Source organism: Muricoccus nepalensis (assembly GCF_006438825.1).
In the GTDB taxonomy this organism is placed as follows: domain Bacteria; phylum Pseudomonadota; class Alphaproteobacteria; order Acetobacterales; family Acetobacteraceae; genus Roseomonas; species Roseomonas nepalensis.
Window position 1 is genome coordinate 1 of the sequence record NZ_RCZP01000048.1, and the last position, 13118, is coordinate 13118.

13 protein-coding genes and 1 pseudogene are annotated in these 13118 nt (G+C 69.7%); 10 read left to right on the forward strand and 4 right to left on the reverse strand.

Annotation, left to right across the window (positions count from 1 at the left end):
• Positions 1-468, reverse strand: a 468-nt coding sequence (locus tag EAH89_RS26675; RefSeq protein ID WP_241667229.1) for a DUF7168 domain-containing protein, incomplete at its 3' end; no start/stop codon positions are given.
• Positions 469-970: 502 nt separating this feature from the next.
• On the opposite strand from EAH89_RS26675, the gene EAH89_RS26680 reads away from it, so the two are divergent.
• From EAH89_RS26680 to EAH89_RS26690, 3 genes are read left to right on the forward strand one after another with little or no spacing between them, the layout of a single operon-like run.
• Positions 971-1849: an alpha/beta fold hydrolase gene (locus tag EAH89_RS26680; RefSeq protein WP_241667230.1), complete on the forward strand. Its 879-nt coding sequence runs from the start codon at positions 971-973 to the stop codon at positions 1847-1849.
• Positions 1850-1853: 4 nt separating this feature from the next.
• On the forward strand, positions 1854-3431 hold the full coding sequence (locus EAH89_RS26685; RefSeq protein ID WP_241667231.1) for an alpha/beta hydrolase: 1578 nt from the start codon (positions 1854-1856) through the stop codon (positions 3429-3431).
• A complete protein-coding gene (locus EAH89_RS26690) occupies positions 3431-5518 on the forward strand; it encodes an alpha/beta hydrolase domain-containing protein (protein WP_194152371.1) in 2088 nt (695 codons plus the stop codon). Before EAH89_RS26685 ends, EAH89_RS26690 begins: the two co-directional genes overlap by 1 nt.
• Before the next feature lie 250 nt (positions 5519-5768).
• Here the strand turns inward: EAH89_RS26690 and EAH89_RS26695 are convergent, their stop codons facing one another.
• The gene (locus EAH89_RS26695; protein WP_241667232.1) at positions 5769-6779 is read right to left on the reverse strand and encodes an FUSC family protein; all 1011 of its coding nucleotides are present in this window, start codon (positions 6777-6779) and stop codon (positions 5769-5771) included.
• A 141-nt stretch (positions 6780-6920) separates the two neighbouring features.
• On the opposite strand from EAH89_RS26695, the gene EAH89_RS26700 reads away from it, so the two are divergent.
• From EAH89_RS26700 to EAH89_RS33235, 7 genes and pseudogenes are all read left to right on the forward strand, one after another.
• Positions 6921-7376 (forward strand): MarR family winged helix-turn-helix transcriptional regulator, encoded by a 456-nt coding sequence (locus EAH89_RS26700; protein ID WP_140886747.1) that lies wholly within the window; start codon positions 6921-6923, stop codon positions 7374-7376.
• A 122-nt stretch (positions 7377-7498) separates the two neighbouring features.
• On the forward strand, positions 7499-8188 hold the full coding sequence (locus tag EAH89_RS26705) for a GntR family transcriptional regulator (RefSeq protein ID WP_140886748.1): 690 nt from the start codon (positions 7499-7501) through the stop codon (positions 8186-8188).
• Positions 8185-8910, forward strand: coding sequence for an HAD-IA family hydrolase (locus tag EAH89_RS26710; RefSeq protein ID WP_140886749.1), 726 nt, complete (start codon positions 8185-8187; stop codon positions 8908-8910). Before EAH89_RS26705 ends, EAH89_RS26710 begins: the two co-directional genes overlap by 4 nt.
• Before the next feature lie 37 nt (positions 8911-8947).
• Positions 8948-9979, forward strand: a complete 1032-nt coding sequence (locus EAH89_RS26715) for an amino acid ABC transporter substrate-binding protein (RefSeq protein WP_140886750.1) — start codon at positions 8948-8950, stop codon at positions 9977-9979.
• Between the two features lie 203 nt (positions 9980-10182).
• Positions 10183-10354: pseudogene (locus EAH89_RS32845) on the forward strand (transposase); the annotation flags it as partial.
• A 32-nt stretch (positions 10355-10386) separates the two neighbouring features.
• Positions 10387-10530, forward strand: coding sequence for a tripartite tricarboxylate transporter substrate-binding protein (locus EAH89_RS33230; RefSeq protein WP_162559130.1), 144 nt, complete (start codon positions 10387-10389; stop codon positions 10528-10530).
• 47 nt (positions 10531-10577) lie between these two features.
• A complete protein-coding gene (locus EAH89_RS33235; RefSeq protein ID WP_408906325.1) occupies positions 10578-10844 on the forward strand; it encodes a tripartite tricarboxylate transporter substrate-binding protein in 267 nt (88 codons plus the stop codon).
• 16 nt (positions 10845-10860) lie between these two features.
• Here EAH89_RS33235 and EAH89_RS26725 read toward each other — a convergent pair whose 3' ends face one another.
• A complete protein-coding gene (locus tag EAH89_RS26725) occupies positions 10861-11823 on the reverse strand; it encodes a Bug family tripartite tricarboxylate transporter substrate binding protein (RefSeq protein ID WP_161993782.1) in 963 nt (320 codons plus the stop codon).
• A 5-nt stretch (positions 11824-11828) separates the two neighbouring features.
• On the reverse strand, positions 11829-13112 hold the full coding sequence (locus EAH89_RS26730; RefSeq protein WP_140886753.1) for an FAD-dependent oxidoreductase: 1284 nt from the start codon (positions 13110-13112) through the stop codon (positions 11829-11831).
• Positions 13113-13118 lie beyond the last annotated feature (6 nt).

Genomic DNA, 13118 nt, shown 5'->3' on the forward strand with positions numbered 1-13118 from the left:
GCCGTGGGCGAAGCTGGTAGAGGCCTGCCGCAGGCGAGTGCCCCGCAGGGCCGGGTGCTGCGCCCGGAAGCCCAGCACCTCCCGGCGGATGCCGCGGTCGATCACCGCGAAGAGGTAGACCGCCATGGCGGTGTCCGGCTCGAAGCCGAAGAACACGTAGCGCGAGCGGTCCTCGTCGCGGGCGAGCCAGACCTTGCAGTCGCAGAAGCGGGCGATGGCGGGCACGCAGCCGTCGATCGGCCGGCGCTGGCGGCCGGGCAGCGGCACCTCGGCCTGCACGCAGGGCTCGGCCCGGAGGTCCACCTCGGCCATGCTGAGCGCGTAGCGCTCGAGCAGGCGCCCCACCATCTCGGCCGCGGCCAGCGCCTCGGCCTCGGTGCAGCCGTTCGAGACGGTCTTCTCGGACAGCGCGCGGATGCGCGCCTTGACGCGCGTGAGTTCGGTCGTCTGGCTCAGGGGTGAGGGCACCGACAAGTGGGGCAGGAAGGCGCCAGCTTAGCACCGTGCGCCCGCTCCGGCATCTCGGGCTGACCCGCGGCGCCCCCGCGCTCCAGGGCGACTTCAACGGTGGCTTTGCGTCCAGAGCAGCCGTCCCACGTGGGCGCGCCAGTTCCCGCAAGCGGACGTTCGCAAAGGTGGAAGTGGAACTGGCGCGATCGTTCTGGCGGCGCGTGATCGACTGACTTGTTCACCCACCCGCGTCACCACCTCCGCTTGGCAGTTCCTCCCTTCTCACCCTACCTGAAAGAGGGGCAGCGAGCGCTTTGTCCGGGAAGGCTCCGGCGAGACCACAGTAGGAGAAAGCCGGTCCTCTACTGCCGTGGAGCGCGCCACCTGCTGCGCTGGCGCGTCAGCCCTGCCCGCGAACCCGGCCTGCAAGGGCGGGCACGGACCTGTTGATCCGGATCAGGGTTTTGCGGCGAGACGCGGAGGACTAGCCTGCCTGCAACAGCATTGGAGGAACCACGCCATGTTCATCGCCCGCCGGGCGTTGACTGCCCTGACAATGGGGATCGCGGCCGGGCCCGCCCTCGCCGTCGAGGATCGCTTCTTCGACGCCGCCGGCGTCCGAATCCGCTACATCGAGGAAGGCCGCGGGGACCCCATCGTGCTCGTCCACGGCTACACGACGAACACCGAGGAGCAGTTCATCCGCCCCGGGGTGTTCCAGGCCCTTGCCGCATCCTACCGCGTGATCGCCATGGACGCGCGCGGGCATGGGCTCAGCGGCAAGCCGCATGATCCCGCGCAGTACGGTGCTGAGATGGGCCTCGACGTGGTTCGCCTGCTGGACCACCTGGGCCTGCGGCGGGCTCACATCCTCGGCTATTCCATGGGCGCCCATATCGTTGCGCAGCTCGTGACGATGCGCCCGGAGCGCTTCGTCACCGCGATCCTCGGCGGTGCGTCCGGACGGCGGAACTGGAGCAACGAGGACCAGCGGCGGGTGGACATCGAGTCCGCCGAGATGGACCAGGGCCTGCTGACGTCCCAGATCGTCCGGCTCTGGCCGCGCAACGAACCGCCGCCGACCGACACCCAAATTCGCGAGCGCTCGGCGCAGCAGCTAGCCGGCAAGGATCCCCGCGCGCTCGCCGCGGTGAGGCGCTCCAACCCGGCCCAGGTCGTGACGGAAGCGCAGATGGCGGCGGTCACCGTCCCGACGCTCGGAATCGTGGGCACTGCCGATCCCTACCTTCGCGACTTCAAGCAGCTCAAGGCGGCCATGCCGCAACTGCAGCTCGTGACAGTGGAGGGCGCGTCCCACGGCTCGCTGCCGGGGACGCCGGAGTTCGTCCGCGCCATCCTCGATTTCGTTCGGGCCCACCCCGCTCCGGCAGCCGGCTGAGGCGATGCGCAAGCTTCTTGGGGCCGCGGTTTCGGCCTCACTCCTCGTCGCCGCGGGCGCGGCGAGCGCGCAGCCGGCCCTGGTCAACCCCGGTACGACCGGGCCGGATTGCAGGACCCGCGTCAACTTCGACCGCAACGCCGAGCTGCCGGGCTATCGGGTGGAGGAGGGTGGGCGCCACGTCTGTATCCCCTTCATGCCGACAGCCCAGCTCGTTCCCCCCGCCTTCACGGGGGACTTCTATGTTCAGGAGTTCACGGACGCCCGGATCCGTGCCCGCTGGGCGGATTGCCGGGCGAACCGCACCTGCGCTGAGCCAGCCCGCGCTGGGGCGGTAGCCTTCACCACGGCGGAGCGGCGCCGCACCGGCACGATGGATCCGCAGGGCCGCGTGGACGCGCAGGGCCAGGTGGACCTTCGCGCTATCCGTCGGCCGGGCTTCTTCGCTCGCTTCGGTGAGCCGATCGCTCAGGCCGAGCCGCGTGCCTGGACTGTCGAGTTCACCGTTCCTCGGGACAGTTACGAGCGGCGGCACTTGAACCTTGACACCCCGATCCAGCTGCGTGGCTGGTACATCGAAGGCACCGGTACCGAGGATGGCGCGGGCGCCCGTCGGCGTGCGCTCATCATCCTCAGCAACGGGGGCGGAAACGAGATCACCGGCATTGACGATCCCGCTGCGACCGGCGTGGCGCGAAACGCCGCCGGTGAGTTCGTCGCCGTCGCGGACGCCAGCGCCTCGGAGCAGCCGGGCATGCGGCACTGGCGCGGCTTCGCGGCCGCCCTAAACGCGGCAGGCTTTGACGTGCTCGTGACCGACCGGCGCGGTAACGGCATCTCGGGCGGTGTCAGCGGCTACAACACCGCCGAGCAGGCCCGCGACTTGTTCCGCATGCTCGACGCGCTCGAGACGGGAGAGGGCGTTCGCCTGCTCTCGCCCGGTGGCGAGCTCCTGTCGGGTGCGGCCGTGCGGGGCCGGCTGCTCGCCGGGCAACGCGCGACGGACATCCCCGTCGTGCTCGCGGGCTACTCGCGCGGCTCCTACGCCACGGCTTGGGCCATGCACCAGAACTTCGTCGAGGACTGCGATCGCGACGTGCCGGACGGAGCCTGCCGCCCGCCGCTCGGCCGCGCGAACATCCGGGGCGCCATTCTCTACGGGCCTAACTCCGGCGGCCTCGGATGGCGCGTCGCAGGGCATGACATGATCGAGGCCGCGCTCCGTGTGGAGCGGAACACGACCTACTACCCCGACGGTGATGTCCTGGCGGGCGTCGCGCGCTGGCCCGCGCTCCAGATCGTCAAGGGCACCTGGGACTACGTCGAGGGGCTTGAGGGCTCCCTCTCGGTTCTCCACCGCGCCCGAGGTTTGCGGGACATCTTTGTTTCCCGTGGGCCACACCCGCTGAACACGCAGCACCCCGAGGCGATGCGCCTCGTCGGCCTGCGCATGGCCACCTTCGCCCGTGCCGCGGTGCTGGGGCAGACGGCCATGGAGGGGGCGCGGGAGCCGGCCGATCTGAGGGAGCTTGTCCTTTCCAGCCCCCCGTTGTGGGAAGCCACGACGGCGCCCGCGAACTGATGGAAGCCATCGCGATGAAGAACGCCCTTCCCCTTGCCCTCCTCGTCGGTGCGGCCGCCCTGTCCGGGACGGCCGAGGCGCGGGTGACACGGATCGAGATCGAGCGCACCGAGGCCGCTCCGACCGGTGCGGCCGGACCTCAGGAGCGCATCACCGGCCGTGCCTTCGGGGAGTTAGACCCAGCGGATTCAGCCAATCGCATCATCACTGACATCGCGCTCGCGCCCCGCAATGCACGGGGCCGGGTGGAGTATGCCGCCCGCTTTACCCTGACCAAGCCGGTGGATATGACGCGGGCCAGCGGCGTCCTTTGGTACGACCTTGTAAACCGCGGCGCACCCGTGACGCCCGGGGCCGGCGCCACCACGCCCGGTGACTTCGGCCACGTCGCCCTCATCAGTGGATGGCAAGGTGACATCGCGCAGACGGGCGCGAACTGGGCGGTGGAGGTGCCGGTCGCCCGGAACCCGGACGGGACGCCGATCACCGGTGTCGCGCTCGCCCGCCTGGCGGATTCGCGGCCTGCTACCCGATCCCGCCCGCTGGTCCTGCTCGGTGCCGCCATTCCCTACGATGCGACGATGGACCAGGGGCGCGCGCGCCTCACCTCCCGCACGTCGGAGACGCGAACGGGCGAACTGGGCCCTCTCACCGAAATCCCCTCCTCGGACTGGGCCTTCGCCGACTGCACCGGCACCCCGTTCCCGGGAACACCGAACCCGAGGATGCTCTGTCTCCGGGAGGGCTTCGATCCCACCCTCCTCTATGAACTCACCTACGAGGTGCGCGACCCGAAGGTCCTCGGCATTGGCCTCGCGGCCATGCGCGACGTCGCGGCCTTCTTCCGCCACGAGACCGCGGACGAGCGCGGCACGCCGAACCCCGTCGCGGGGCGGATCACCCACGCCGTGGCACAGGGCATCTCCCAGTCCGGTAACGCGCTGAAGACCTTCCTCCATCTCGGCTTCAACCGCGACGAGGCCGGGCGGCGCGTCTTCGATGGCGCGAACCCGCACATCGCCGGGCGTCTCACGGCGGTCAACGTCCGGTTCGGCGTGCCGAGCGGTTCCGGTACGCTCTACGAGCCGGGCGGTGAGGGGGTGCTGTGGTGGGAGCACACCGAGGACCCGGTCCGAGGACGCCCCGCAGCAGGCCTGCTCGACCGCTGCCGTGATACGAACACATGCCCGCTTATCTTCGAGACATTCGGCGCGGCTGAGTTCAACGCACGCCTCATGACGACGGCGTTGACGGGCACAACCGGGCGCTTCGACCTGCCGCTGCCGCCAAATGTGTGGCGCTACTACTTCCCCGGCACGACGCATGGCGGTGACGAGCGCGGCGGCTTCGACGCGGCACCGCAGCCCATGGCGGGCTGCGTCCTGCCCCGCAACCCGAACCCCGAGACAGCGACGATGAACGCGCTGCAGGTCGCGCTTGTCGAGTGGGTCACACGCGGGAGGGAGCCGCCTTTGAGCGATTATCCGACGCTCCGCGACGGGCAATTGGCAGCGAACACGGCGGAGGCGATGGGCTGGCCCGCGATCCCTGGTGCGCCTCGTCCAACCGGACTTGCCGTCGGGTTGATGGACTACGACTTCGGGGAGCGGCTGAGTTACAACGACTTCTCCGGCGTCATCACCCACCAGCCGCCGACGATCCGGCAGATCATCCCGGCGATGATGCCGCGCCTCAACACCGACGGGAACGAGACGGCGGGCGTCCCATCCGTGCTGCATCAGGTGCCGCTCGGCACCTACACCGGCTGGAACGTCGTTGCGGGCGGGTTCTTCCGCGGCCAGCCGTGCGGTGGGGGGTTGACCGGCGGCTACCTTCCGTTCGCCCGTACCCGGGCGGAACGCGAGGCCGCCGGCGACCCTCGTCCGTCGCTCGAGGAGCGCTACGGCACCACTGAAGGCTACGTCTGCGCTGTCAGGCGTGCCGCGACCCGGGACGTCGAGCGGCGCTTCCTGCTGCCAGCTGATGCCGAGCGGCTGGTGGGCGATGCGGCCGCGAGCCGAAACCTTCCCGAGATCGCGCGAGACGGAGCTGTGCGCGACGTGGCTGCATCCCAGTGCAAAGGCTGACCTAAGCGCGATTGGGACGCCATAGGGAGCCGAGCTGACCTCGTTCGACGTGTCCTGGGAGCTTCGGTGCTTGGCCCTCGTACTGCGGGAGATGCTCGCTATGTCTGCTCGCATCGCTGTTATGGACCATGCCGCTTCCGGCCAGATCTGGTCATGTCGGCTCTGCGCTTGAGTTGGCCCTTCAGACTGCTTTGATAGTTTCCGGAAAACGAACATTCGGCCTTGATGTGGTATAGGGTTAGTGAGACGATCAGCCGCCTCTCCGAGGCATGGCGCCCCGATCCTGCCGTGGAGTTGGAACCATCAGATCGGCGGCAAGGACGAGACCGGCTCCGATCACCGTTGCGACCACGCGGTCAACCATGATGCCGGTATTAACCCCTTGGCCTCCGTCGAGCAGCAGGGCAAGGAGCAGTGTTACAGTGGCGGTGTAGGCGAGGTAATTAAGCGCCCGAAGCCAAGTACTCAGGACACCAAGCGCGGCGATGCTCAACGCCAGCAACCAGTTCGATAGAGGGTAGGTCAAGCCAACCAATCCCATCGCCGCGGCGCCGAGAGCCGCTCCGATCGAGCGCTGGAACGTCCTTGCGGCAGGGCGCTCGCCCTGCCTCTGGCAGAGGATCGCCACAGTCAGGGTGATCCAGCGGAGACGGTGTTCCGGCCACGCCATGTTCAGCAGTCCGGCGACGGCCAGGCACGGCGCAAGGCGGCTGGCGTACTGCCATCCAGCCCGCGTCCGAAGGGTCTGCCGCCAGCGCCGATACCTCTGTGCCGTCGTCACGGGGCGGTCGGCCGGGACCGGCGAGGGCGCATCCCATCCACGCCACCTGAGCAGCGCACCCAGGACCAGCTGCAGGGCGGAGGTCAGGGTCGCGCCCACCGTGATAAGGATCAGCAATCCGGCACGGTCTTGGTGCGCCTCGACGGCTCCGAGCAGAACGGCGAGGAACACGATGAACCGCCCCGCGCCCAAGGCGAGCGGGCGGCTATAGCCGCCCATCGTCGCCGCGGCCCCGCCCAGCACCATCACAGCACCCTCGGTCCACGGCCCCAGTCCGACGACGGATGCCGCCGAGAGCATGGCCAAGCCAGCCGCAGCAAGAAGCTGAAGCAGCTGGCGCAGATGATGGGCGAAAGTCCGCGCCACGCCGGAGGAGCCGACCAAAAAGCTTCCCAGAGAGGCCGCGAGCCCTTCGGCCGGGTTTCCGGCCGCGGATGCGAGGAGGATGGAAAGACCCATCCCAAGACCAGCACTGAGCATGGCCGCCACATCCGCTCCAGCCCGAACCCCCGAGCCGGGGGGTCGTACGAGCAATCTCAACCTGCTGACCACCAAGCCTTCCTTGCCCCACCACAAATTGCCAAGCTATGCGTACTATAAGAAGGGGGTGGGTGGTACGCTATGCGTAGTATTGGCTCAGACGCGGAGGATCTTGCCGCCATCCTCCACGGCGTACTCTCGCTAGGCCGCCGGTTGCGCGCGGAACGTCCCGTAGGCGGCGTTTCCCTTTCGGGTGTCGCGGTGTTGAGTACCCTTCGGCGTCTTGGACCGTTGCCGGCGGCGAGACTGGCCGAGGCTGAGCGCTTGCAGGCACAATCCCTGACGCGGGTCCTCGGGGGATTATCGCGATCCGGCTACGTCGAGCGCCGGCAAAGCGAGGTGGACCGGAGGGAAAACATCGTTGCCATCACGCCACTCGGCGAGGCGACCCTGGTCGAGGATTTCCGGGCGCGGCGGGAATGGCTTTCGCGGGCTATGGTCGAGGGCCTCGACAGCAAGGAGCGTGACGCCCTCCGCAACGCCGCCACCGCGATGGCGAAACTGGCGCGCTTCGAAGCGCCCACATCCCCGCCATAGCTAAACCAAGGTCTGATTGGACGCGGTTCGTAGGCCCGTGTCAGGCAACCAAATTACCTGTCGCCTTCATCCGCAGCCCGAATGCGATTGTCGAAAATCGACAGTTGAGGCATGGTGCTCCCATGCTGCCCTCGCCCCTTACCGGTCTGAACCTCTCCGAAGTGACCTCGGCTCGCTCCTTCCCGGACGCGGTGGCGACCGCCCTGCGCGAGGGCATCCTGACCGCGCGCCTGCCAGCAGGCACCCAACTCAAGCAGGACCACCTCGCCCGCCACTTCGGCACCAGCCGTGCCCCCGTGCGCGAGGCGCTGCAGGTCCTGACAGGAGAGGGTCTGCTGGTCATGAGCCGCCACCGCGGCATCACGGTCGCCCCCACCGATCCGGACGACCTGCAGGAGATCGCGGAAGTTCGGACGATGCTGGAGGCCCACGCCCTGCGGCTCTCGATCCCAAACCTAACCGCTGCCGACCTGAAGGAGGCGGCCGCGCTGCTGGACGAGGCGGATGCCGCGCCGGGGGACCCGATCGGGCAATCCGACCTGCACTGGCGCTTCCACCGCGCCCTGATGCGCCGTGCGGCGCGCCCCCGGGTCCTTGCCCAGGTTGAGAGCCTGCACGTCACGGTGTCCCGCTACCTGCTTCCCGCCTGGACAGCCGCGGGCCTGTCCATCGGCTGGGTGGCCTCGCACCGAAAGCTACTCGCCCTCGCTCGGCGCGGGCGCGGAGATGACGCGGCCGAGCTCAACGCCCGCCAGGTGGAGGAGGCGCGCGCCCGCGTCGCCGCCTGGCTGGCCGGACAGGAGACACCATGACCTTCGACACCCAAGTGGACGCGACCGGCAAGCGCGTCCTCACCTTCGACTGCTACGGCACCCTCATCGATTGGGAGACGGGGATCCTCGACCGCGTGCGACCCTGGCTGGCAGCCGCCGGGCGGGCCGACATCCCCGAGGATCTTGTGCTCACTGCCTTCGCCCTCCACCAGGCACGGCATCAGCAGACCCGCCCGACCCTCCTCTACCCGGAGGTTTTGTCCCGCGCCTGGGGAGACGTGCAAGCCACCTTCGGCCTGCCGGACGATGCGGACCAGCGCACCACCTTTGCGGGTTCTGCCGGCGACTGGCCGCCCTTCCCCGACACGGTCGCGGCGCTGCGCCGCCTCTCCGATCGCTTCTCCCTTGCCATCCTCTCGAACGTGGACGAGGCCTCACTCGCACGCAGCCTGCGCCTGCTTGAGGTCCCCTTTGTTCTCACCGTCACGGCAGAGCGCGTCGCCTCTTATAAGCCGGGCGCTCCTCACTTCGAGACCGCCATTGCCGAGCTCGCAGCCAAGGGCTTCCCGAAGGAGAGCATCCTCCACGTGGCCCAGAGCCGTCACCACGACGTGGACCCGGCGTCCCGCTTCGGCATCCCGACGGTCTGGGTGGACCGGCGGCACGGCAAGCGCGGCACCGGCGCGACGATCGCCAACACCGCCGTGCCTGTCGCGCGCGTGCCCTCGATGGCGGCCTTTGCAGAAGCGGTCAGCTCATGATTTTCGACAATCGGCAATAATGGAGGAGAGCTAACCGATGATCCGGAGTTTCGTGATCGTGGCTGCCGTCCTGGCCACGCTCTCCGCTGGCCCGGCGAGAGCACAAGCATCGCCCACCGGCCCATCCCCCACCTTTGACGCGGTCCGCGCGCGCGGGCAGCTCGTCTGCGGCACCGCCGCCACCCTCCCCGGCTTCGCCACCGTGGACAGCCGTGGCGGCTGGACGGGCCTCTACGTGGACGTCTGCCGCACGATCGCCGCGGCGATGTTCGGGGACGCTTCGCGCGTCCGCTACGTCCCGACCACTCTCCAGAACCGCCTGCCCATGCTCCAGTCCGGTGAGATCGACGTCCTCGCCTCGAACACGACCTGGACTTTGGCTCGGGAGGCGAGCCTCGGCCTGCAGTTCACGGGGGTGACCTTCTACGACGGGCAGGGCTTCCTGGTTCGTCGCTCGCTGGGCGTGACCTCGGCGCGCCAGCTCGATGGCGCGACGGTCTGCGTCCAGCCCGGCTCGACCACCGAGTTGAACCTCGCCGACTACTTCCGGCGCAACAGCATGCGTCTCACCCCGCTGGTCATCGAGACGGTGGAGGAAGTGCGGAACGCCGTGCTGACCGGGCGCTGCGACGCCTACACGATCGGTACCGCGGCGCTCACCGCTTTCCGAGCGGGGCTCGGAGCCCAGGCGGGCGACTTTGTGCTCCTGCCCGAGATCATCAGCAAGGAGCCGCTCGGGCCCGTGGTCCGCAAAGGCGACCAGCGCTGGTTCGACCTCGTCCGCTGGGCCGGTTACGCGCCGCTCCTGGCCGAGGAGTTCGGCATCACCTCGGCCAACCTGGAAGCCCGGATGAGCGATCCGGATCCGGAGGTGCAGCGCTTCCTCGGCCGCACCGGCGGCTTTGGGACCATGCTCGGTGTGCGGGACGACTGGGCGGCGCAGATCGTCCGCCAGGTCGGCAACGCCGCCGAGCAGTGGGACCGCAACGTTGCCCCGCTCGGGCTGCAGCGCGGCGCGAACCGTCTCTGGACGGAGGGGGGGCTGCAGTATCCTCCCCCCGCCCGGTGAGGTCTCAGAGCCTGGCGCGGTCCGTAACCGCGTCCGGCTGCACATAGCCGGTTCGCCCTTGCTCACTCTGGAGACGGCAGGCCCACCATCAGCCGACTTCATTCTCCGAAGAGCGTACTCGGTGAGCACCGGAGAGCACGCGGCGCTAACTGACCAATTGAGAATGGCTTGCCGTGGCGCGGGCAAGGTAATTCAAGTTCGGGGTGTGGACCCGAGAGACGCGTCGCCGGATGGCCGAGCTTGCCCGCAAGACGAAGCGCTACCCGTCTGCCCTAACGGATGAGGACTGGAGGCACTGCCTCCAACGCGCGGGTCGAGCCATTGATGCCGAAGCCGCCGAGGCGGGGCAGAAAGCCTTCGGTTGACCTGCGCGAGCACGGACCTCCTAGGCCGCCTGGCCGCGCGGCATGGAGGCCTCGCTCGGCACTCCCGTGGCAATCGACAACCGCGGCGGCGCGATCGGCGGCGACTTCGTGGCGAAGGCTACGCCGGACGGGCACACAGTATTTCTCGCCAACATCGCCTCGCAGGCGATGGCCCCGCGGCGCTGAAGCACATCCCCTACGACCCCGCGCGCAACGTCACGCCTATCGGCCTCATCGCCGCGGTGCCGAGCGCAATCGTGGTGGCGCTGGACGGCCCTATCTGCAGCCCGGCCGAGCTGGTGGTGCGCGCCCGCAGCGGCAACGTGAAGTTTGGCTCCACCGGCATCGGTACCTCCAGCCACGTCAAGCTGGAGTTGCTGAACCGGGCCGCCGGCGTGCAGATTCTGCACGCGTCCTACCGCGGCTCCGCGGATCTTATCGCCGCCGACTTGGCGCGCTGGGCCCGCGTCGCGAAGGAAGCTGGCATCCAGGCGGAGTAAGCCGGCCCGCCGCGCCTCAGTCCGCGCGCACGCCGGCCTCGCGCGCCGCGCGACCCCAGCGCGCAAGTTCCTCCGCGACGTAGCGGGCGTACCAGGCGCGGTCATGGGCCGGCGGCACCGCGCCGAACTCGGCAAGGCGCGCTCGCACCACCTCGGTCGAGAGGGCGTCGAGCGCCGCTGCGCTCATCCGGTCGGCGATCGCATCCGGTAGGCCGGGCGGGCCCGAGAGGCCGAACCAGGTCGGCGCGGTCATCGACGGCAGGCCGAGCTCGGCAAAGGTCGGCACCGCGTCCCAGCCCGGCGTGCGCCCCTCCGAGGTGATTGCGAGGAGGCGCACGCGGTCGTTGCGCCCAGCCTCGGCCAGGGTGGTGATCATAGCCTCCACAGTCCCGGCCATCACGTCCGCGATGCCCGGCGCGGAGCCGCGGTAGGGAACATGCGTCAGCTGCGCCCCCGTGAGCCGCGCGAGGGTGGTGGTGAGAACGTGCGAGGTGGTGCCGTTCCCGGGAGAAGCGATGGTCACTGGCCGCGCCCGTGCCGCCGCCAGGAACCCGGCCAGGTCCTGCACCGGCGAGGCCGCAGCGACGACGAGCACGGACGGTACGTCCGCGAGAAGCGCGATATGGGTGAAATCCCGCACGCTGTCATAGGGCACGCGCGGGTAGACGTTTGGCCCCACCGCGTGGGAGGCGATGTTAGACATGACGAAGGCGTAGCCGTCCGGCGGCGCCTTCGCGATGGCGTCGCTGCCGACCGTCCCGCCCGCCCCCGTGCGGTTCTCCACCACCAACGGCTGGCCGAGCGTTCCCGTCATCCGCTGCGCGTAGACACGCGCCACGATGTCCGTGGTGCCGCCGGGCGGAAAGGGCACGACGAAGCGGATGGGTCGGGCTGGCCAGCCGCCCGGCTCCTGGGCGCGCAGGGTCGGCGGAGCCGCGAGGGCGGTGCCGGCCGTGAGCAGGGTGCGTCGGTCCGTCATGCCCCTCATTCCACCCGCGCGGCCTCGCGCAGGCCGGCGATCATCGAGGTGCGCAGCAGGTGCTCGCGCAACCGCGCCGGATCCTCGCAGAGCGCCCTCATCTCCGAGAGCATTGCGCGACGGCGGGCCGGGTCGGTCTCGCGCATGCGGGCGCGGTTGCGGTCGGCCTGCGCGAGGATCTCGCGCTCCGCCACCGGGCGGCGTCGGCGGGTGTAGCGGTCGAGCAGCCCCTCCGGCGCCGCGCCGCGCAGCACGGGCAACAGCGTCGCGGCCAATTCGAAAGCGTCGTGGATGCCGCCGTTCATCCCCATCCCGCCAGAGGGCGAGTTGAGATGCGCGGCGTCTCCCGCCAGCAGCAGGCGGCCGCGGCGGTAATCCGCGACGATGCGCTGGTGGATACGGTAGGGGCGCAGGTCCGGCACGTCGTAGGGCGTTGGCTTTGGGTGGATGGCCTGGAGCTTGCGCTCGACCGACGCTGGGTCCAGCGCCACCTCCACGCTCTCGTCCGGCGCGGGGTAGAGGCTGGCGCGCCATCGACCGGGCACGCGGAGCAGAGAGAAGGTGCCGGAGAAGGCGGGATGGCTCGTCCAGACGTAGTTCACGTTGGACAGGTGCGGCAGGTGCTCGTGGAAGGGAAAGGTGGTCGTCGCGAGGATGGTTGTCTCGGGGTAGGTGTCGCCCGGGAAGTCGAGCCCCATCGCCCGACGGACGGCGCTGCGCGCGCCGTCGCAGCCGACCACGTAATCCGCCGCCACGTCCTCCCCGCTCTCCAGCGACAGGACCGCCCCGTCCTCGGACGGAGTCACCGCCGCGACGGGCGTGGCAAAGCGTACGGTGCCCGCCGGCAGCAGCGGCAGCAGCAGGTGAGACAGCCGCTGCTGCTCGCACTGCAGACGGTAGGGGTGGCCGGTGTCCTCGCGCAGCACAGACAGGTCGAAGACCGCCCGCTCGCCGGTCTCATGCAGGCGGATCTGCCATTCCGGCGTCACCAGTCCTTGGGCGATCAGCGGCCGCACCACACCGAGCGTGTCGAGCATGTCAAGGGTCGGCGGGTGAAAGGTGGAGGCGCGCAGCTCCTCCGCGATCGCCGGCCCGGCCTCGAACACCACGGGCGTGGCGCCGGCGCGGTGCAGCAGCACGGCGAGGGTTAGGCCGACCGGGCCGGCGCCGACGATCGCGATGCGGGGAGGACGATGCAGGGGGGAACTCCGTGGGCTCGCCTTGCGCGGCCGCGCAGGACCGGTCCAACTTGTCCACCATTCGCGCGAGAGGGCAAGGCCATGGGGCATCCGGAG